Here is a 19230-nt window from a genome sequence, read left to right as displayed (position 1 = left end):
ATGATCCGCCTCACGTCCTCGGCGCCCCCTCCGCGGCGTGACCCGCCACCGCGCCCCGCCGTCCCCCTGGAGGCCGCCGTGCCCACTTCCGAGACCGCGGTCGAGGCCGCAGTCCACTCCGCGCCGCTGAAGCGGGACGACATCCCCGGCTGGTTCTTCAGCCTCGACCGAGCCGCCTTCAGCCACCTGCTGTCCGCCCAGACCTCGGCCGGCGTCACCGGCGACATCCTGGAACTCGGCAGCTACCTCGGCCGCAGCGCCGTCCTGCTCGGCGACCACCTGCGGCCGGGCGAGCGGCTGACGGTCTGCGACCTGTTCGACTCCGAGGCCGGCGACGCCGAGAACGCCGCCGAGATGGACCTGTCCTACCGAAAGACCCTCACCCGCAGCGCCTTCGAGGCCAACTACCTCGCCTTCCACGGCGAGCTGCCCGAGATAGTGCAGGCCCCGACCGCGGTACTGGCCGACGGCCGGATCCGGGCGCACAGCTGCCGCTTCGTCCACGTCGACGCCTCCCACCTCTACGAGCACGTCGCCGGGGACATCGCCGTGGCCCGCGCCGCGCTCTCCGAGAACGGCCTGGTCGCCCTGGACGACTACCGCTCCGAGCACACCCCGGGCGTCGCCGCCGCGGTCTGGGAGGCGGTCTTCACCGGCGGGCTGCGGCCGGTGCTGCTCACCCCGATGAAGTTCTACGGCACCTGGGGCGACGCGGCGGCCGCCCAGGCGGTCCTGCGGGAGCGCGACTGGCAGGCCGACGGGTACACCGCCGACGAGGACACCATCGCCGGCGCCCGGGTGATGCGCCTCAACTACCGGGTCAAGGCTCCGGTCCAGCGCTCCGTCCCGCGTCGGCTGGCCCTGGAGTTGCTGCCGCCGGTCGCGACCAAGGCCACCCGGCGGATGCTCCGGACGCTGCGCGAGCGCCGCGCCGTGCCCCCGGTGCCGAGCCCCTGAGCCCCTGGCCCCCTGGCCCCCTGAGTCCACACCGGACCGCACACCGGACCCCAGCGCCGGGGCCCGCCCCTCACCGGGCGGGCCCCGGCGCCGTCTTGGCGTGTTCGACCCCGTCCTGCCGAACTGTCGACGAGTCAGCTCGTTCATCTGACTTTCATTTTTAGGCCTTTCCTATTATCAACACCGTTTCACTCTAACGAGGGAATCTCATTTAAAGATTTGCCCACGGAACGTTAAAGGGCGCATAGTGATGACACCTCAGTTCGGTCTGGTGAACACCAAGTTCAGGCAAAGTCATCCCCAGTGAGGAGAAGACCTTGTTCCACGGAAACACGGCATCGGACAACCCCGGGCAGCGGCTGCGCGCGGAGATCGCGGGCCCGGGGACGACGCCGCTGATCGGCGTCTACGACATGTACTCGGCCTCCATCGCGGCCGATCACTACGACGGCATGTTCGTCTCGGGCTTCGGCTTCGCGGCCTCCTACTACGGGCTGCCCGACATCGGCTTCATCGCCTGGCCCGACATGGTGGGCTTCGTCGAACGGCTGCGCGGGGCCTTCCCCCGGCACCACCTCCTGGTCGACATCGACGACGGCTACGTCGATCCGGAGGTCGCCTGCCACGTCGTGCGCAGGCTCGAACGGATCGGCGCGTCGGGCGTGATCCTCGAGGACCAGAAGCGTCCGCGCCGCTGCGGGCACGCGGACGGCAAGCTGGTGCTGCCGTTGGAGGAGTACCTGGAGAAGCTGGAACTCGTCCTCGCCAACCGGACGGACTTGGTGGTGGTCGCGCGCACGGACGCCACCGAGGAGGACGACATCCTGCGCCGGGCCCGGGCGCTCGCCGCCACCGACGCCGACGTGGTGCTGGTGGACGGCGTGCGCAGCGAGGAGTGGATCCGCCGGATCCGCCGGGTGGTCGGCGACAAGCCCCTGCTGTTCAACCAGATCGCGGGCGGCAAGTCGCCCCGGCTGTCGCTCTCGGAGCTGTCGGCCCTGGGGGTGGACGTGGCCATCTACAGCACCCCGTGCCTGTTCGCCGCGCACCGGGCGATGGACGAGGCGTTGGCCGGGCTGAAGAACGCCGACGGGCGGCTGCCGGCCCCGGTCGGGGGCCGGGAGCAGGTCGGCGTGCGGGAGTCCACCGAGCTGCTGGAGCGGAACATCTCGCGCTCCCGAGGGTTGATGGCGGTGACGGCATGAGCGGCGGGCCACGCGGGCTCGCGCCGGTGTCGCCGGCCGCCGCGCTGCGGGCCACCGCGCTGGGGCTGGCCGGTGCCTGCGCCCTGCTCGCGGGAGCCGCGTCGCCCGCGGCGGCCGGTGGCGGGCTGATCACGGTCGTGGACAACTCGCACGCCGACTCCTGGCTGGAGGTCGACCGGACGGCCAACCTCCAGAACGGCAGCGGTTCCGCGGGCAGCGACCACGACGGCGAGGGTTCGCTGGTCGGCGGACTGATCGGGCCCGGTTCCTCGTCCGGGCACACGGTCCGCCCGGCAGCGGAAGACGGCCCGTGACCGACCGCCTGGCGCGCCCGGAGCAGCCACCAGGGCTCCGGGCGCGCGGGGACCAGAGGAACCGGGAACAGGCGTTCGGGGAGCGGGCGCGCGGGGAAGGCACGCCGACGCCGCCGTCCGGTCCCGGGCCCCGCTCCCGCAGGTTGCTGCCTCGCTGGCTGGACCCGTACATGGCGGCGCTGGCCGGGACGGTCGGGCTGGCCGCGCTGTTCCCGGCCTCGGGTGGCTCGGCACGGGTCGCCGAGGTGGCCTGCGAGCTCGCGGTGGCGCTGCTGTTCTTCCTCTACGGCGCCCGGCTCTCCACCCGCGAAACGCTCGCCGGGCTGCGTCACCTGCGGCTGCACGGGCTGGTGTTGGCCGCCACCTTCGTCCTGTTCCCGCTGCTCGGCGTGGCCACCGCGCTGCTCACGCCCGTCCCGCTGACCGGGCCGCTGCAGACCGGGGTGCTGTTCCTCTGCCTGGTGCCCTCGACGGTGCAGTCCTCGGTGGCGCTCACCGGCGCCGCCGGGGGCAACGTCCCCGCGGCGATCTGCGCGGGCACCTACTCCAGCCTGGCGGGGCTGGTGCTGACGCCGCTGCTGGCGGCCTGGCTGCTGGGTTCGCGCACCGAACTGTCCGCCGACGGGCTGCTTCGGATCGGGCTCCAGTTGCTCGCGCCCTTCCTGCTCGGGCAGGTGCTGCGGCCGTGGCTCGGCGGTCCGCTGTCCCGGCACAAGCGGGTGCTCACCCCGGTGGATCGCGGTTCGATCCTGCTGGTCGTCTACACGGCGTTCAGCGCGGCGGTGTCCCAGGGCATCTGGGGTCTGGCGACTCCCCTCGCCCTGCTCGGGCTGCTCGCGGTGCTGCTCGCCCTGCTCGCCGCCGCCCTCGCGGCCACCGGGCTCGGCGCGCGGCTGCTGGGCCTCGACCGGTCGGCCGCCATCGCGGCGGTGTTGTGCGGCTCGCAGAAGAGCCTGGCCAACGGCCTGCCGATGGCCACCGTCCTGTTCGGAGCACAGGCCGGGCTGATGGTGCTGCCGCTGATGCTCTACCACCAGCTCCAGCTGATCGTCGGCACCGTCCTCGCCGGCCGCTGGTCGCGGGCACCGACGGCCGGTGCCCCGCCGGGCGCGGCCCCGGCCGCGCTCACCGGCCCGGGCGCTCCACCGGCGCCCGGGTGATCCCCCTGCGCGGCCTGGCCGAAGCCCCGGGCAGGCCGCCGGGCCGGTGCAGGGCACGCCCCTAACCGGCGGCCGGTCCGAACCGGTCCACGGCGACGGGGGTGCTGAGGGCGGTGACCGGGAGGACAGGCAGCGGCCTCTCGGGCGGCAGCGTCCAGGCGGCCGGATCCGGGGCGAACGGTCCGGTGCGGTCCTGGAGTTGGGCGAGGGCGAGGTCCCGGGCCCGGGCCATCTGCCGGTGGGTGGCCTCGTCGACGACGCCGAGGCGCCGGGCATGGGCGTACTCGTCCTCGTCCTTCCAGCTGTACTCCGACAGATCGGGGGTGATCACGAGGTCCAGGAAGAGGTCGATGTCGAGGCCGATGGCCGTCCGGCGGTACGGGCGCTCGAAGTTGACGTACCAGTGCAGCGGTCGGCCGGTGGGCGTCAGGAAGCGGTGCACGCTGAACGGCGCTCCGGCGGTGAAGCGGCTGAGCACCACGGTGTCGCGCCAGGTCCACTGGTCGAGTTCCCACCGGCCGGCCGCGAGGTCGGCGATGCAGTGCAGGCGTGCGGCGTCGTCTCCGGCGCGCGCGGCCGCGGTCCAGCCGGCCGGGGCCAGGGTCTCCGTCCCCGGGCGGGCGCTCAGCGTCAGGGTCGCACCGTCGTCCCCGAGGACCGTGTAGGGCATGGCCGACCAGACCTGGCCGTGGGTGACGTCCCGCCGCACCGCGGTGTCGCCCGGAGCGAAGACCGGCGCCGTCATCGGACGTAGTAGGCCCGGTTGTGGGCGGCGACCGGCGGGGACTGGTAGGTCCAGACTCCGGCGGCCGGCGCGTCGGCGATCAGGTGGGCGAGGTCGCGGGCGGACTCCTCGGCGGGGTTGCCGAGGTCGAGCCGGACGCGGTCGGCGGTGCGGTCGTCCAGGGCGTAGTAGCGGTAGGGCTGGTGGACGTTGAGCGGTCCGGCCAGCAGCTGGCCCTCCTCGTCGGTGCCGTAGCCGGTGATCGGGGTGTTGCTGACGGACTCGGGGGTGAGGCCGATCAGGTTCACGTCCAGGGCGAGGAGTTCCTCGTCGTGGCGGCTCAGTCCGTCCGGCCCGAGAGTGGCCCGGCGGCAGGACACCGACCAGCGTTCGCGCACGGCGGGCGCGTTGAGGGAGGGCAGGGTGGTCTCGAACCAGCCCGGGTGCTTGGGCTCGGCGTACAGCCGGCGCCCGGCGTCGATGGCATGGGGGTTGTCGCAGAGCACGTGCAGCCGGGCGATCCCGAGCAGCTTGGTCTGGTCGTAACCCCGGGCGTACTGCCCGTAGTTGACCACCGGAATCCGGTCCTCGGCGAAGATCGGGTGGGCGATCAGGTTGATCTCCAGCTCCTGGGTGATACCGCCGCCGTTCGGGTACTGGGCGAAGTAGAGCTGGTAGTTGAGCGAGACACAGGCCCCGCCGTCGAAGGCGGCGACGCTCAGTCCGGGGTGGCGCTTGGCGAGCAGCTCGCGCGCCCGCACGCGGTCGACCAGGTAGTCGACGCCGATGTTGTGCAGCGCCCCGTAGTGGAAGGGCAGGTGGTACGGCTCCGGTACGGGAGGCAGCGGCAGGCCGGTCATGAGGGCTCCGGGGACGAGGAGGAGAGCGACGAGGACGACGAGTTGGGCGAGCGGGGCAGGACGGTCGCCGGGCGATGCAGCTCCAGCAGGTCGCGGTGCATCCGTTCGGCGCTGCGCAGCGCGAGGGCGGCCATGGTGAGCGAGGGGTTGGAGGTGCCGAGGGAGGGCATCGAGCCGCAGCCGACGGCGTACAGGTTGGGGTGGTCCCAGCAGCGCTGCCAGTGGTCGACCACCGAGTTCGCGGGCGAGTCGCCCATGATGTGGGTGCCGCCGGCGTGACCGGCGCCCCGGTAGCCGTGGACGGTCCCCCGGTGTTCGAGCCTCCCCGGCCACCCGGTCGCCGGATAGGCGGTGTGGTCCTCGGCGCCGAGCAGCGCGAACAGCTGGTCGGAGACGACCCGGGCGGAGGCCATCCCCTCACGGACGTACTCCGAGAGGTCGTAGCGGACGGCCGGTCCCGGCAGACCGAGCGGGTCGCGCCGGTCCCGGTCGAGGGTGACCCGGTTGGCCGGGTCGGCGGGCTGCTCCAGCTCGAACTGGAGCGAGAACTGACGGCCCAGCCGGTCGCCGAGCCGCTCGCGCAGCTCCTTGCCGCGCAGGCCCGCCGTGATCAGCGCCGCCGCCTCGGCCTCCGGCGCTCCGCCCGCCCAGGACCAGCCCCAGTTGCCGATCTCGATCCGGAACGGCGCCCGGCGGGCGCGCCCGGGGCCGAACCGGAACGCCTCCAGGCCGCTGGTGGACCCGGGCCCCCGGTAGGGGCCGACCGGGCGGGGCATCAGCCCCCAGGTGAGCAGGGCCGGGTGGTCCATCAGGTTCCGGCCGACCTGGTCGCTGCGCTCGGCCAGACCGGAGAGGAGCAGCAGTCGGGCGTTCTCGATCGCGTGCGCGGCGAGGACGACCAGGTCCGCCGTCACCCGGTGGGTCGTGCCGCCCGCGACGTACTCGACCTCCCGGGCCCGCCCGGTCTGCGGGTCGGCCAGCACCCGGCTGACGACGGCCTCCGTGCGCAGTTCGACGCCGGCCGCCCAGCGGGCCTGGGTGCGCAGCGGGGTGTACTTGGCGCCGCTCGGGCAGGCCGGGACGCAGCCGGCACTGCCCGCACAGAGCGGCCCGTCGGCGGAGCCGGGCCTGGTCGGCACGCCGTTGCGGGCGTGCGGGGTGGCGGTGACGGCGAGCCGGGCGGGGCCGGGCACGGCGGGGTCGCGGACGGTCCGGCCGTCGAGGGCGCGGGCCAGCTCCCGGTCGAGGTAGCTCGCCGGGACGGCCCGCATCGGGAAGTCGTAGCCGTCCGGGATGGGCAGTCCGACGGCGTGGCGCTGCTCCCGGGCGTCGGCGGCGACACCGAGTTCCCGTTCGGCCTCGCGGTAGTGGGGTTCCAGGTCGTGGTAGCCGATCGGCCAGTTGCGGCCGTGGCCGAGGTCGCCGGTGCGGAAGTCCTCGGGGTGCATGCGCGGGGTGAGCCCGGTCCAGAGCAGTCCGGTGCCGCCGTTGGCGCGCAGGTAGCCGCTGGCGTAGGGCAGCGGACCGTACTGGCGGAGGTGGCCGGTGGCGGTGAAGCCGCCGTCCGGGCTTCCGGTGAGGTCCGTGACGTCGGGTGACGGAGCCTCGGGGCTGTGCGGGTAGGGCGAGGTGGGTGGTCCGCCGCCGGCCGCGCGGTGGGCGGCGGAGGCCTCGGCGCCGGTGGGCGCGGCGCGTCCGGCCTCCAGGACGAGGACCCGCCAGCCCTGTGCGCCGAGGCGGTGGGCGACCAGTGTCCCGGCGAAGCCCGCGCCGACCACGACGGCGTCCCAGCGGGGGCTCATCGGCCCTCGAGGTCGTCGTCGGGTGCGTCGACGGCCTCAAGGCACCCGGCACCTCCCAGGCCCCCGGCACCTCCCCGGTCCTCGGCCCCTCGGGGTGCCGCGGCCCAGCTGCCGTGTCCGGGGGCGGTGGCGCCCGGCGGGGCGGCGTGGAAGGTCCGCCAGACCAGTCCCTGGTCGTGGGCGCGGGCGGAGGAGGGCGCCTCGCCCGGCCAGGCGCCGACGTACCAGAGGTGGACCAGGGCGTGTTCGTCGCGCACCTGGTGGGCCAGCGTCGTGCGGTGGTGCTCGTCCGCCATGCCGGTGGAGCGCAGTTCGGGCACGTCGAAGCCGGTCAGCTCGGCGCAGACGCGCAGGAACTCGTCCAGGTCGGCCAGGGCGTCGACGTACTTGTTCGCGACGGGGTCCCAGCACTCCGCCAGGTCGTAGTCGGCCGGGCGGTCGTCGGACACGGGCACGCGGGCACCCCCCACGATCGGCAACGGGTGGCCGGGGCACGGCAGGCCGTACGGTGCGACGGACCGCACGGCGCGACAGGCCCCGGAACGAGGCGGGCCCCGGGGCGCCGACCCTCGCCGGACACCCCTGCCCGCCACCGCGATCCTGCCGCCCGCCCTCACCACCGGAAACGCATTGCGCGAATCTGCCCGGACTTCGTCACCCCCTGTCCGGTCGACCGCCCACCACGATCACCCGGCGTCCGCTTCCGGTCGGCCCAGCGCCCGTACCGCCGCCAGGACGTCCAGGCCCAGTTCCGGGTCGGCCTCCTCGGGGAGGTTGACGGACAGCCGGGTGACCAGGCCCGCGTACCGGTGGTGGATCTCCCGGGCGACCTCCTCCACCGGACCGCAGACCGCGAAGGTGTCGAACACCTCGTCGTCGATCAGCGCGGCCATCTCCGCCCAGCGTCCGCGCACCGAGTGGGTGTGCAGCTCCTCCTGGAGCCCCTCCCAGCCGTGCTGCGCCAGGACCGGGCGGTAGGCCGGCGTGGAAGCGTAGAACGCGAGCCGCTCGCGGGTGGCCGCGCGGTTCGCCGCCAGCTCCTCCTCGGTGCGGCCGGCGGCGGTGAGCACGTTGCCGACGATCTCGAACGGGCGCTCCGTCCACGCGGCGCCCTCCGCCTCGGCCCGGGCCCGCTCCTCGGTCAGGCCGGGCAGCACCTGCTCGGCCAGGTAGGCGGTGGAGGAGAACGGGTGGCTCAGGAAGCCGTCGGCCACCGCCCCGGCGGTCCGGGTCATCAGCGGTCCGACGCCCGCCAGCAGGATCCGCGGCACCCCGGACGGGACCGGGTCCGGCGAGAACACCGGCGTCATCACCGTGTGGGTGTAGAACTCGCCGCGGAAGCGGAGCCGTTCGCCGGTCTGCCAGCTGTGCCAGATCGCCCGCACCGCGTGCACGTACTCGCGCATCCGGGCGGCCGGACGGTCCCAGGGCATCCCGAAGCGCTTCTCGATGTGCGGCTTGACCTGCGAGCCCAGCCCGATGACGGCCCGTCCGCCGGAGGCGGCGTGCAGCCCCCAGGCCTGGTAGGCGAGCGTCATCGGGGTCCGGGCAAAGGCCACCGCGATGCCGGTGGCCAGTTCGATCGACTCGGTCCGGTCGGCCGCGCGGGCGAGCTGGAGGAACGGGTCGTACGCGGTCTCGGCGACCACCAGCCGGTCCATGCCCCGGCGTTCGGCCCGCTCGGCGGCGTCCAGGATCCCCGCCGGGTGTCCGGAGGCGGTGGCGTCGAGACGGAGGGCTGCGGGTCGGTCCATGGCGGTGCTCCTGATCGCGGACGGCGGTGCTACCCGGGTAGCGTGCCACGCCCGGGCTCGCTCCCCGACCCGCTCCCCGGGCGGGCCGCCGCCCCACCGGCCGCCTCACCCACGGCCGACGGCAGCGCCGGCAGTCCCGCCCGCGCCGCCCGGCGCCGCGAACAGCCGCTCCAGGTGCCGGTCGACGGCCGCGAGCACGGCGGCGGGCTCGACCACGCCCAGCTCCAGCAGCGTGGTGAACCCGGTGAGCGCGAGCAGCAGGTCCGTCTCCACCGCCGGGTCGCGGTCGGCCGCGAGGTGCCCGTCGGCGATCGCCTGCCGGACCACCTGTTCGACCATCGCCCGCCCCTGGATCAGGCCGCCGCGCGCCCGCGCGTGCACGTCCTCGTCGTGCAGCGCCTCCAGCACGTAGGCGGCGCTCATCCGGCTGGTCGCCCGCGCGTCGGCGTGCAGCGGCAGCAGCTCGACCAGCATCGCCCGCAGCACGTCACGCGGGTGCGGGCGCTCGCCGAGCGCTTCCAGCGCCCGGCCGACCCGCAGCGCGCCCTGTTCGGCGGCGAAGTCCATCGCGAAGGTGAGCATCTGCGCCCGGGAGCCGAAGTAGTGCTGGAGCTGGCCGAGCGAGATGCCGGCCTCCCCCGCGACCTCGCGCATCGTCAGGTGGGTGGCGCCGCGCCGCTCCACGACCCGCCACAGCGCACGGGCGATCGCCTCCCGGCGCTCCCGGTGGTCGACCTGCTTCGGCATGGGCGGCGGCTCCTCGGCTCTCCCCGCACCCGGCGGAGTCTTTTCCATACAGTTGACACAATACAGCTGACCTATAACGTGGAAAGCCTTCCGAGGGAGGAGCGTCCACATGTCGGAGCAACCCGTCATCCGCACCACCGAGGGACTCGTCCGCGGCCGCTGGGAGCGGCCGCGCGGACCGGAACAGCAGCACGGACAGCGGCAGGAACAGCCGGCGGGCCGCGCGCTCGCGGTCTTCCGCGGCATCCGCTACGCCCAGCCGCCCGTCGGGGCCCTCCGCTTCGCCGCACCCGCCGAGCCCGAGCCCTGGGACGGCGTCCGCGAGGCCACCGCCTTCGGCCCGATGGTCCCGCAGTCCGGACCGCTGCCCGCCGAGTCCCCCGAATCCGGCGAATCCGGCGAATCCGGCGAGGGCGCCGTCGTCTCCGAGGACTCCGACTGGCTGACCCTCAACGTCTGCACGCCCGATCCCGGCGCGGCCGGCCTGCCGGTCCTGGTCTGGATCCACGGCGGCGGGTTCATCTCCGGGAGCGCCAACGACCCGCTGTACGACCCGACCGCGCTGGCCTCCGCCGGGCTGGTCGTGGTGAGCGTCAACTACCGCGTGGGCGCCGAGGGCTTCGCCCTGCTGGAGGGCGCCCCGGCCAACCGGGCCTTCCTCGACCAGATCGCCGCCCTGCGCTGGGTGCGGCGCAACATCGCCCGGTTCGGCGGGGACCCGGCCCTGGTGACCGTCGCCGGGCAGTCCGCGGGCGCCGGGTCGGTCGCCGCCCTGCTGGCGACGGACTCCGCCCGCGGCCTGTTCCGGCGGGCCGTCGCCCACACCGTGCCGGGCACCCACTGCACCCCCGCCCTGGCCGCCGAGGTCACCGCCGAGCTCGCGAAGCTGGTCGGTACGGCCCCCACCGCCGCCGCGCTGGCCGAGGTGCACCCCCGGCGCCTGGCCTCGGCCGTCACGGAACTCGGCGCCGCGCTGCCGGAACATCTCGCGCGCTGGGGCCGGCTGGCGCACAGCGGCCTCGCCACCGTCCCGGTGGTCGACGGCGAGGTGCTGCCCGGCTCGCCCTGGTCGGCGCTCACCGAGGGCGTCGACCTGCTGGTCAGCCACACCCGGGACGAGTTCCGGCTGTTCGGTGTCCTCAGCGGTCGGCACGGCCGTTTCACCGAGGAGGAGGCCCGGCTGGCGCTCGAGCTGTTCGCCCCGCCGCCGGGCGGCCCGGACGCCTACCGGGCCGCCCTCCCGGGGGCGACACCCTCCGACCTCCTCGAAGCCGTCAGCTCCGACGCCCTGTTCCGGGTGCCGTCCCTCCGGCTCGCCGAGGTCAACGCGGCGGCCGGCGGCACCTCGTACCTCTTCGAGCTCGCCCTGCCCGCCCCCGCCCTCGGCGGCGTCTTCGGCGCCTGCCACGGCCTGGACGTGCCGCTCGCCTTCGGCACCCTGGACAGCCCCGCGGCGCGGCACTTCCTCGGCGACCCGCCCCCGCCGGAGGCGGTCCGGGTCTCTGCGGAACTACGGGAGGCCTGGGTCCGGTTCGCCACCACCGGCGACCCGGGGTGGCCCGCCTTCGAGCCGGACGGGCAGCTCACCCGGGTGCTGGACGCCCACTCGGAGACCGTCCACTACCCGGAGCAGACCGCCCGCCGGATCTGGGCGGGGCACCCCCTCACCGCCTACGACCTCCCCTGACGGCGGGCACCGGCCCGCGGTGCGGGCCGCCCGAACACCCTTGGCGTGGCAGGTCCGGACACCGATGGCGTGGCAGCCGAACGGCGGGCCCGTTCGGCCGCTACGCCGCCGACGCGTCCAGCAGCTTCAGCAACTCGGCGGCCACCAGCCCCGAGGAGGCCGGGTTCTGACCGGTCACCAGGTTGCGGTCGACCACCACGTGCGGCGCCCAGGGCGCGCCCTCCTCGAAGTCCACTCCGAGCTCCACCAGCCGGTCCTGGAGCAGCCACGGCGCCCGGTCGGCCAGGCCGGCCTGGGTCTCCTCGGCGTTGGTGAAACCGGTCACCCGGTACCCGGCGAAGGGCGAGCCACTGCCCTCGGCCCGCGCGGCGAGCAGCGCGGCCGGGCCGTGGCAGACCACCCCGAGCGGGCGCCCGGAGGCGAGAGCCCGGGTGAGCAGCCGGCCGGAGTCGGGGTCGACCGCCAGGTCCTCCATCGGGCCGTGGCCGCCGGGGTAGAACACGAGGTCGTAGTCGGCCGGGTCGACCTCGGCCAGCACCAGCGGCTGCCGGAACTCGGCGATCTTCTCCACTTCCTCGGCCATCGCCGGGTCGGTCAGGCTGGCCCCGTCCGCGACCGGGACGACTCCGGCCGGGGTCGCGACGGTGACCCGGTGGCCCGCCTCGGTGAAGGCGCGGTACGGGACGACCGCCTCCTCCGCCCAGAAGCCGGTCGGGTGCGCGGTGCCGTCGTCCAGGGTCCAGAACCTCGCGCCGGTCACGACGAACAGGATGTCGGCCATGAGATGTGCCTCCAAGGGTGCCGCGGTCCTCGCCGCGACGGTCCGCCGCGGCGCTCACGCCGGAGACGCTAGACGCGCCCGGCCCCCGGAAACCAATGGGCCACGCGATGCGAGGCATCGGGATTCCGATACCTCACCCGGATCGTCCAGCCGCCGTCCGGCCATCGGAATCCCGTACGCTCGGCGGCATGAGCGATCGGCTGACCACCGGATCAGGCCCGCTGGACCTCAACCAGCTGCGGACCTTCCTCGCCGTGCACCGGGCGGGCTCCCTCACCGCGGCCGCGCACCTGCTGGGCCTGTCCCAGTCCACGGTGACGGCGCAGATACGGGCGCTGGAGCAGCGGCTCGGCCGGGAGCTTTTCGAGCGCCGAGCCCGCGGGGTCAGCCCGCTGCCGTACGCCGACGAGCTCGCCGGGCGCCTGGCCGTACCGCTGGACCAGCTCGCGGGCCTCGCCGACGGGCACGGCGACGGCGTACCGGAGCCGGTCCACCTCGCCGGGCCCGCCGAGTTCCTCGGCACCGTCCTGCTGGCGGAGCTGGCCCCGCTGGTCGCGGAGGGCGTCCGGCTGCGGGTGACGGCCGGGCTGACCGACCCGCTGCTGGCGGAACTGCGGGCCGGGCAGCACGACCTGGTGGTCGCGACCCGCCGTCCGCGCGGCCGGACGCTGCTCGCCGATCCCCTGGCCGACGAGGAGTTCGTCCTGGTCGCGGCCCCGGTCTGGGCCGAGCGGCTGGCCGGCCGGGAGCTGCCCGGCGCGCTGGCCGAGGTCCCGCTGCTCAGCTACGCCGAGGACCTGCCGATCGCCCGCCGCTACTGGCGACACGTCTTCGACCGGCGGCTGCACGCCCGGGCGGCGGTCACCGTGCCGGACCTGCGGGCGGTGCTCTCGGCGGTGACGGCGGGCGCGGGCTGGAGCGTGCTGCCCGGCTACCTGTGCCGGGCCGAACTCGCCTCCGGGGCCCTGCGGTTGCTGCACGAGCCGGCCGATCCGCCGATCAACACCGCCTACCTGGTCCGCCGCCCGGCCGGCTCGGCCAACCCGCACGTGGCCCTGGTCCGCGAGCGCCTGCTGGCCGCGGCCCATACCTGGGGCTGACCGGGCTGCCAGCCGCGGACCGCCACGGTCTGCCACGTCCCCACCTCAAACGGCCAGGTCCCGCCGCTCCAACAGCACGAAGGCCGCCGCCAGTCCGAGCAGTCCCACCCCGAGCAGCACCCCGAAGGCCGCCCACGGCACCCCGCCGTGGCCGAGCACGTCGCCCGGCGCGTAGTAGTGGAACGGGCTGAGGTAGCGCAGCGACCTGGCCGGGGACCAGGCCAGCGCGACGAAGTTGAGCGCGAAGCCGACCGCGCCGAACGCGACGGCCGCACCGATCACATGGGCCCGCCGCCGGCTCATCGCGGAAACCGCCAGCACCGGTCCGGTCAGGCAGAACGCGAGGGCGCAGCCGAGCAGTCCGGCGGTGAACACCGCACTCTCCGGCACGGCCGCGCGCAGCTTCGGGGAGGCCGCCACCCCGATCGCGAGGGTCAGGGTGGCGGCGGCGTTGAGCAGCACGGTGGCGGCGATCAGGGCGCCGGCCCGCTCGGCGAGCAGCCGGCGGCGGGAGACCGGGCGGGTCATCAGCAGCTCGATGGTGCCGGACTCGACGTCGGCCGCGACGGCGGCGGCGCCGAGCGAGCCGATCACGGTCAGTTGGAGGGCGATCCAGAACGGGTGGGTGAGTCCGGCGCCGAGCAGGCCCGGGTAGCTGGCGATGGAGATGTCGCCGTTGGAGCCGCTGAAGGCCTTGAACGCGCCGGGCGGGGTGCGGCGTTCGCCGAACAGGTCACTGGTCGGGACGGTTCCGGCGATCACCACGATCAGGGTCTCGAAGACCACCATGCCGAACAGCAGGGAGAGCAGCATCCGGCGGCGCCGGTGCAGGGCGAGCCAGACCAGCGGGAGGCGGCGGTTGGCGGTGCCCGGGTTCACGGCTTCTCCTCCGGTTCCGACGGACCACTCGGTTCCGGCAGGCCGCTCGGTCCCGGCGCGCCGCTCGGTTCCGGCAGACCACTCGGTTCCGACAACCCGCTCGCCTCCCGTAGCCCACTCGGTTCCGGCGGGCCGCTGCCGTCCGGAAGCACCTCGTCGCCGACGGACCGGTAGAGGTCGAGGAAGGCCTCGTCCAGCCCCGCCTCCTCCACCGTCAGGTCGGCCACCGGCTGTTCGGCGAGCAGGGTGCGCACCGCCTCGACCACGTCGTCCGGCGGCACCAGCAGCTCGACCCGTGGGCCGTCCCAGCGCGGGGACCACCGCTCGGCGGCGCCGAGCGCCCTGGCGCCCCGCCCGTCGCGGAACAGCAGCCGGACCCGGCGGGCCCGGGCCTGGCGCAGCTCGGCCACCGAGCGGACGGTGACCAGCCGGCCGTGGCGGACGATGGCGACCCGGCCGCAGGTCCGCTGCACCTCGGGCAGCACGTGGCTGGAGAGCAGGACGGTCCGCCCGGCCGCGGTCTCCTCGGCGAGCAGTTCGTAGAAGGCCTCCTGGACCAGCGGGTCGAGCCCCTCGCTCGGTTCGTCCAGCACCACCACCGGCGGCCGGTGCTGGAGCGACTGGACGAGCCCGAGCTTCTGCTTCATGCCGCGCGAGTACTCCCCCACCGGCCGGGCCAGGTCGGCCCGGGAGAGCTTCAGCCGCTCGCACAGCTCGTCCCGGCGCGGCACCGGGGCGCCCTGGAGGGCGGCGAGCAGGTCGAGGGTCTGCTGCCCGGTGAGTTCGGGGTAGAGGCGCAGTTCGCCGGGCAGGTAGCCGATGGAGGGGGCGAGCCGGCCGTGGTCGGCGACCGGGTCCAGGCCGAGCACTCGCACCTGTCCGTCGCTGGGGCTGAGCAGGCCGACCAGACAGCGCAGCGTGGTGGTCTTGCCGGCGCCGTTGGGGCCGAGCAGGCCGAACACCTCGCCGGCCTCGACCGACACGTCCAGCCGTTCGATGCCGACCGTCTCGCCGTAGCGCTTGGTGAGCGAGCGCAGTTCGATCACCGGGCCGGTTCCGGTGCCCCGACGGTCGACGGCTGGGTCCGGGTTGCCCGGCATGACCACCTCCTGTGGCGGATGCGCTGCGGTGTCGGCTGCGATCCGGTGACGGACGCGTCCGACATCAAAGCGCGCCCGGCCGGGCGAGTCGAGGGACGCGCCCGGACCGGTCCGGCGAACTCACCCGCGGTTACGCCCCACCCCTGCGCACGTCTCCCGTGCGTCACCCCTTGCACACGCCCAGCGGCACCAGCCGGGCGACCTGCCGGGCGAGCCCGGCGGCCTCGGTGACGGCGGCCACCGCGTCGACGTCCTTGTACGCCTGCGGGGTCTCCTCGGCCAGCGCCCGCCAGGAGGCCGGCCGCACCGCGATCCCCTGCGCCTCCAGCTCGTCCTTCAGCCGCTCGCCGCGCACGGTGCGCAGCGCCTGGTGACGGCTCAGCACCCGTCCGGCGCCGTGGCAGGCGGAGCGGAAGGCCTCGTTGCCGGGCAGGCCGACCATGACGTACGAGGCGGTGCCCATGGTGCCGGGCACCAGCACCGGTTGCCCGGCGTCCGCCAGGTCCGCGGGCAGGTCGGGGTCGCCGGGCGGCAGCGCCCGAGTGGCGCCCTTGCGGTGCACGCAGAGTGTCCGCAGTTCGCCGTCCACCTCGTGGGTCTCCAGCTTGGCGAGGTTGTGCGAGACGTCGTAGACCAGCTCCAGCCCGACGCCGAGCGCGGTGGCGAAGGCGCGGCGGGCCGCCTCGGAGAGCAGCTGCCGGTTGGCCCGGCCGTAGTTGGCGGCGGCGGTCATCGCGCCCAGGTAGGCGCGGCCGCGCGGGGAGTCGACCGGAGTGCAGGCGAGCTGGCGGTCCGGGACCTCGATCCGGTAGCGGTGCAGTTCGCGATCCATGGCGCGGACGTGGTCGGTGCAGATCTGGTGGCCCAGGCCGCGCGAACCGCAGTGGATCATGACGCAGACCTGGCCGGGCCGCAGTCCGAAGGCGGCGGCGGTCTCGGCGTCGTGGACCCGGTCGACGGCCTGCACCTCCAGGAAGTGGTTGGCCGAGCCGAGGCTGCCGACCTGCTGCAGCCCGCGTTCGACGGCCCGGGTGCTCACCTCGCCGGGGGCCGCGCCGGCCAGCACGCCGCGGTCCTCGCAGCGTTCCAGGTCGCGGGGCACGCCGTGGCCGTGCTCGACGGCGTAGCGGGCGCCGCCGAGCAGCAGTTCGTCCAGTTCCTCCGGCCCGGACAGCCGCCACAGGCCGCCCCGGCCCAGGCCGCGCGGGACGGTGTGGTCCAGCAGGTCCATCAGTCGGCCGATCCGGTCCCGGTCGAGTTCGTCCCGGGCGACGCCGGCCGCCAGCAGCCGGACCCCGCAGGAGATGTCGAAGCCCACCCCGCCGGGCGAGACCACCCCGCCCCGTTCGACGTCGGTGGCGGCGACCCCGCCGATCGGGAAGCCGTAGCCCCAGTGCACGTCGGGCATCGCGAAGGAGGCGCGGACGATCCCGGGCAGCGTCGCCACGTTCGCCACCTGTTCCAGCGCCTTGTCCCCGGCGGCCTGCGGCAGCAGCGCGCCGTTCGCGAACACCACGCCGGGCACCCGCATCGGCGGGCGCGGCTCGATCCGCCAGCGGTTGCGGCCCGCCTCGGCCAGTGCGATCTCCACCTCGCTCACCCCGCTCCCGCAGGTCCGGTCCGCCCTACCCGGGCCGGTGCTCAGACGTCCACGGTGACCCGGCAGGTCCAGCCGTCCGGCCCGGCGCTCAGGTCCAGGTCGTGCAGTGAGACGGCCTTCGGCACCGCGCCGACCAGCGCGGCCGTCGCGGCATCGGCCATCCGGAAGCGGACCGCCACCCGACGGGCACCGTCCAGGCCCTCGATCGGGCCGATCGCGACGGCGACGGGCAGTTCGCCGTCGACATCCATCCGGTAGACGACCTCCTCCAGTACGCTCGCGAGCAGGTCCGGGTCACTCACGGCGAGCACGGTGCAGCCCCGCTCGCCCACGACCCGCGCACCGGAGAGGTCGGCGAAGCTCCCGACCACGCCGTACACCAGCTCGCCGATACAGCCCTCGGCCGTCGGCGCCCAGGCCTCCACCCGCAGGTCAGCCGTGTGCGGCACACTCCGGTGGCCACTGGCAGACCGACCCGCAGGCTCGCCTCCGTCCACAAGCGACGCCTCCCACACCCGTTGCCGTCTTCCCTCCAGCGTCATCCCGCGAGCCGCCCGGCGGCAAGTGCGGGTCACGGCTCGGGTCTGCAGGGGTATCGCTCACGGCAACGCTCCTTTCCCTTGTTCGTTGCTGGATCTCCGGCCGGGCTCTGCACGGCCCGCAGCCCGTAGAACGCCTTCCGCAGAGCGATCAACGATCCGACCAGCCATCCGCTCGCGGGCCGGGGCGTTCGTTCCGGGGAGGGTCGCGAAAAATTTCTTCGAACCCGGCTGCAACCCCCCGGCGGGATGGACGTCTATCAGGGTGAGAGGCCGGGAGAGCGAGCCGGTGAAGCCGGGGGGCTCGGGCCGGCTCCTCGGGGCGCGACAGTAGGCGCCCGCTCATCCGATCGAAACCACCATCACCGTGTCCTTGGGGGGACTGTCACATGAACGCGTCCGTTATCGCCCGTATTGCGAAGATCGTCCCGCTGGCCGTCGTCGCCGCCGTCGGTGTCGCCGCCTGCGGCCCGACCAACGGCGGGTCGTCCGTCGCCGCCTCCGCCCCCTCGGTCACCCCCTCGGCCACCCCCGGCGCGGGCGCCGTCCCGACCACCCCCGCCCCGGCCGACACCACCACCGAGGCGACCCCGACCACCGCCACGCCCGCCGCCGAGGCCCCCGCCGAGCAGGCCCCCGCGGCAGCAGCGGTGCCCGCCAAGGCCGACACCAAGCCCGCCACGAAGGCCCCGGCCAAGCCCGCTCCGGCCAAGCCCGCCGGCGGCATCGGGATCACCTTCAACGGCCTCCACCAGGGCCAGAAGATCCAGGTCGGCAACCAGGTCTCGTTCTCGGTCACCTGGAAGAACAACGACGCCACCGGCAGCCGCAGCGTGGCCCCGGTGGTCGCCACCCAGCAGTACGAGGGCGCGCAGTGCCAGCGGATACTCTCCATGGCCAAGGGCACCCTGGAGCGCAAGGACGCCTCCGGCTGGAAGGCCATGCCCTCACTCAGCCAGGGCGGCGGCACGGACTACACCGGCACCGGCAACGACGCCGCCTTCACCCTCGCCGCCGGCGAGAGCCGCACCGTCGAGTACCGCATGGTCCTCGACACGAGCAACCACCCGGGCCGACTGCTCATCGAAGCCGACGCCGTCACACCGTCCACCCACCAGGTACTCACCAAGGGCACCGTGACCACCTCCGTCATCGACAGCCACCGCCCCACCGTGGCCTCCGCCACCAAGCCCACCCCACTCGTCACCGGCACAACCCCCACCGAGTTCACCTTCAACATCACCTCACCCGACGGCCCGGGCCGCCTGCGCCCGACCGTGTACCTGTCCCTGCCCTCCAGCCAGGGCCTGACCGGGCAGGACGTCACGATCGAGGCCAAGGTCGGCAACGAGTGGAAGTCCTTCGAAGTGACCGAGGACTGCAACGGACGACTCGGCGTCGCACCGGCCCAACTGGACGGCGCGATCAAGGGCAACCCGGTCACCTACACCTTCCGGGTCGGCCTCAAGCGGACCCCCACCGCGCCCGTCGGAATCGAGGTCGGCGCCGCCTCCGACGGCCACTACAGCGCCGCCACCACCCTGCACCCCACCATCCAGCACTGACACCGAAGGGCCAGGCCTCCCGCTGCCCGGGAGGCCTGGCCCTTCACCGTTCCACGACCCAGCGAGCGAGGCCATCCAGGCCTCGACCTCCCCGGCGCTGCGGGACAGGCCGGCCGGGACCGCAGACCCGGTGCGTCGGCTGGAGGAACCGACACCGCACCGGATCAGCACCACCCTGCCCGCCGGAACCCGTCGGGGCGCCACGGAGAACGGGCTGGCAGCGGACAGGTGGCCGACTGCTACCGGTTGCCGATCTTCGGCCGGAGGGTTCCCATGCTCCGGGAAGGACCCGTCGTCTCGTTCCACACCGGCTGGCCACAGCGCAGGAGCATCCAGCCTCTGAACTGGTGTGGCATGAGCTCGCCGACGCCGAGTTGGCCGAGCAGCCGGGTCACGAGGCCCGGCTCCCCCTCCCCCTCGAACCATCCTGAGCCGCCCGCACCAGTGGTCTTCCGC

18 protein-coding genes are annotated in these 19230 nt (G+C 74.4%); 7 read left to right on the top strand and 11 right to left on the bottom strand.

Annotation, left to right across the window (positions count from 1 at the left end; genetic code table 11):
- Nucleotides 1–78 precede the first annotated feature (78 nt).
- From ACGF13_RS28820 to ACGF13_RS28805, 4 genes are all read left to right on the top strand, one after another.
- Nucleotides 79–957: a class I SAM-dependent methyltransferase gene (locus ACGF13_RS28820; protein ID WP_392880503.1), complete on the top strand. Its 879-nt coding sequence runs from the start codon at nt 79–81 to the stop codon at nt 955–957.
- Between the two features lie 317 nt (nt 958–1274).
- Nucleotides 1275–2162 (top strand): oxaloacetate decarboxylase, encoded by an 888-nt coding sequence (locus ACGF13_RS28815; RefSeq protein WP_392880500.1) that lies wholly within the window; start codon nt 1275–1277, stop codon nt 2160–2162.
- Nucleotides 2159–2476 (top strand): hypothetical protein, encoded by a 318-nt coding sequence (locus ACGF13_RS28810; RefSeq protein WP_392880498.1) that lies wholly within the window; start codon nt 2159–2161, stop codon nt 2474–2476. The genes ACGF13_RS28815 and ACGF13_RS28810 overlap by 4 nt, the downstream gene beginning before the upstream one ends.
- Nucleotides 2477–2619: 143 nt before the next feature.
- Nucleotides 2620–3636 (top strand): bile acid:sodium symporter family protein, encoded by a 1017-nt coding sequence (locus tag ACGF13_RS28805; protein WP_392880495.1) that lies wholly within the window; start codon nt 2620–2622, stop codon nt 3634–3636.
- A 61-nt stretch (nt 3637–3697) separates the two neighbouring features.
- Here ACGF13_RS28805 and ACGF13_RS28800 read toward each other — a convergent pair whose 3' ends face one another.
- The 6 genes from ACGF13_RS28800 to ACGF13_RS28775 all read right to left on the bottom strand — a co-directional run bounded on the left by ACGF13_RS28800 (nt 3698) and on the right by ACGF13_RS28775 (nt 9523).
- Nucleotides 3698–4381 carry a DUF402 domain-containing protein gene (locus ACGF13_RS28800; RefSeq protein ID WP_392880492.1) on the bottom strand — a complete coding sequence of 228 codons (684 nt, stop codon included), beginning with the start codon at nt 4379–4381 and terminating at the stop codon, nt 3698–3700.
- The gene (locus ACGF13_RS28795) at nt 4378–5220 is read right to left on the bottom strand and encodes a hypothetical protein (protein WP_392880490.1); all 843 of its coding nucleotides are present in this window, start codon (nt 5218–5220) and stop codon (nt 4378–4380) included. Before ACGF13_RS28795 ends, ACGF13_RS28800 begins: the two co-directional genes overlap by 4 nt.
- Nucleotides 5217–7022 (bottom strand): GMC family oxidoreductase, encoded by a 1806-nt coding sequence (locus ACGF13_RS28790; protein WP_392880487.1) that lies wholly within the window; start codon nt 7020–7022, stop codon nt 5217–5219. The genes ACGF13_RS28795 and ACGF13_RS28790 overlap by 4 nt, the downstream gene beginning before the upstream one ends.
- A complete protein-coding gene (locus tag ACGF13_RS28785) occupies nt 7019–7477 on the bottom strand; it encodes a hypothetical protein (protein WP_392880485.1) in 459 nt (152 codons plus the stop codon). The genes ACGF13_RS28790 and ACGF13_RS28785 overlap by 4 nt, the downstream gene beginning before the upstream one ends.
- A 231-nt stretch (nt 7478–7708) precedes the next feature.
- Nucleotides 7709–8776, bottom strand: coding sequence for a TIGR03617 family F420-dependent LLM class oxidoreductase (locus ACGF13_RS28780; RefSeq protein ID WP_392880482.1), 1068 nt, complete (start codon nt 8774–8776; stop codon nt 7709–7711).
- 105 nt (nt 8777–8881) lie between these two features.
- The gene (locus tag ACGF13_RS28775) at nt 8882–9523 is read right to left on the bottom strand and encodes a TetR/AcrR family transcriptional regulator (protein WP_392880480.1); all 642 of its coding nucleotides are present in this window, start codon (nt 9521–9523) and stop codon (nt 8882–8884) included.
- A gap of 109 nt (nt 9524–9632) precedes the next feature.
- Between ACGF13_RS28775 and ACGF13_RS28770 the strand changes: the two genes are divergently transcribed.
- A complete protein-coding gene (locus ACGF13_RS28770; RefSeq protein WP_392880478.1) occupies nt 9633–11210 on the top strand; it encodes a carboxylesterase/lipase family protein in 1578 nt (525 codons plus the stop codon).
- A 100-nt stretch (nt 11211–11310) separates the two neighbouring features.
- On the opposite strand, the gene ACGF13_RS28765 is transcribed toward ACGF13_RS28770, so the two are convergent.
- Complete coding sequence (locus ACGF13_RS28765; protein WP_392880476.1) at nt 11311–11991, bottom strand: type 1 glutamine amidotransferase domain-containing protein; 681 nt, start codon at nt 11989–11991, stop codon at nt 11311–11313.
- 188 nt (nt 11992–12179) lie between these two features.
- Here ACGF13_RS28765 and ACGF13_RS28760 point away from each other — a divergent pair, with 188 nt between their 5' ends.
- Nucleotides 12180–13091, top strand: a complete 912-nt coding sequence (locus ACGF13_RS28760; protein ID WP_392880474.1) for a LysR family transcriptional regulator — start codon at nt 12180–12182, stop codon at nt 13089–13091.
- A gap of 45 nt (nt 13092–13136) precedes the next feature.
- Here ACGF13_RS28760 and ACGF13_RS28755 read toward each other — a convergent pair whose 3' ends face one another.
- From ACGF13_RS28755 to ACGF13_RS28740, 4 genes are all read right to left on the bottom strand, one after another.
- Nucleotides 13137–13970, bottom strand: a complete 834-nt coding sequence (locus ACGF13_RS28755; RefSeq protein ID WP_392880471.1) for an ABC transporter permease subunit — start codon at nt 13968–13970, stop codon at nt 13137–13139.
- A complete protein-coding gene (locus ACGF13_RS28750; protein ID WP_392880468.1) occupies nt 13967–15070 on the bottom strand; it encodes an ATP-binding cassette domain-containing protein in 1104 nt (367 codons plus the stop codon). The genes ACGF13_RS28755 and ACGF13_RS28750 overlap by 4 nt, the downstream gene beginning before the upstream one ends.
- A gap of 163 nt (nt 15071–15233) precedes the next feature.
- Nucleotides 15234–16661 carry an RtcB family protein gene (locus ACGF13_RS28745; protein ID WP_392880465.1) on the bottom strand — a complete coding sequence of 476 codons (1428 nt, stop codon included), beginning with the start codon at nt 16659–16661 and terminating at the stop codon, nt 15234–15236.
- A gap of 50 nt (nt 16662–16711) precedes the next feature.
- Nucleotides 16712–17119, bottom strand: a complete 408-nt coding sequence (locus tag ACGF13_RS28740) for an archease (protein WP_392880462.1) — start codon at nt 17117–17119, stop codon at nt 16712–16714.
- Nucleotides 17120–17598: 479 nt separating this feature from the next.
- On the opposite strand from ACGF13_RS28740, the gene ACGF13_RS28735 reads away from it, so the two are divergent.
- The gene (locus tag ACGF13_RS28735; protein ID WP_392880459.1) at nt 17599–18774 is read left to right on the top strand and encodes a hypothetical protein; all 1176 of its coding nucleotides are present in this window, start codon (nt 17599–17601) and stop codon (nt 18772–18774) included.
- Nucleotides 18775–19230 lie beyond the last annotated feature (456 nt).

Source organism: Kitasatospora sp. NPDC048286 (assembly GCF_043201735.1).
Lineage (GTDB): Bacteria > Actinomycetota > Actinomycetes > Streptomycetales > Streptomycetaceae > Kitasatospora.
Note: the sequence above shows the minus strand (reverse complement) of the source record. Positions and strands in the feature narration are given on the sequence as shown.

Coding starts and splice junctions, on each gene's coding strand:
- ACGF13_RS28765 (WP_392880476.1), bottom strand. CDS start 11,991: ATGGCCGACATCCTGTTCGTCGTGACCGGCGCGAGGTTCTGGACCCTG.
- ACGF13_RS28795 (WP_392880490.1), bottom strand. CDS start 5,220: ATGACCGGCCTGCCGCTGCCTCCCGTACCGGAGCCGTACCACCTGCCC.
- ACGF13_RS28735 (WP_392880459.1), top strand. CDS start 17,599: ATGAACGCGTCCGTTATCGCCCGTATTGCGAAGATCGTCCCGCTGGCC.
- ACGF13_RS28800 (WP_392880492.1), bottom strand. CDS start 4,381: ATGACGGCGCCGGTCTTCGCTCCGGGCGACACCGCGGTGCGGCGGGAC.
- ACGF13_RS28780 (WP_392880482.1), bottom strand. CDS start 8,776: ATGGACCGACCCGCAGCCCTCCGTCTCGACGCCACCGCCTCCGGACAC.
- ACGF13_RS28790 (WP_392880487.1), bottom strand. CDS start 7,022: ATGAGCCCCCGCTGGGACGCCGTCGTGGTCGGCGCGGGCTTCGCCGGG.
- ACGF13_RS28810 (WP_392880498.1), top strand. CDS start 2,159: ATGAGCGGCGGGCCACGCGGGCTCGCGCCGGTGTCGCCGGCCGCCGCG.
- ACGF13_RS28775 (WP_392880480.1), bottom strand. CDS start 9,523: ATGCCGAAGCAGGTCGACCACCGGGAGCGCCGGGAGGCGATCGCCCGT.
- ACGF13_RS28770 (WP_392880478.1), top strand. CDS start 9,633: ATGTCGGAGCAACCCGTCATCCGCACCACCGAGGGACTCGTCCGCGGC.
- ACGF13_RS28760 (WP_392880474.1), top strand. CDS start 12,180: ATGAGCGATCGGCTGACCACCGGATCAGGCCCGCTGGACCTCAACCAG.
- ACGF13_RS28750 (WP_392880468.1), bottom strand. CDS start 15,070: ATGCCGGGCAACCCGGACCCAGCCGTCGACCGTCGGGGCACCGGAACC.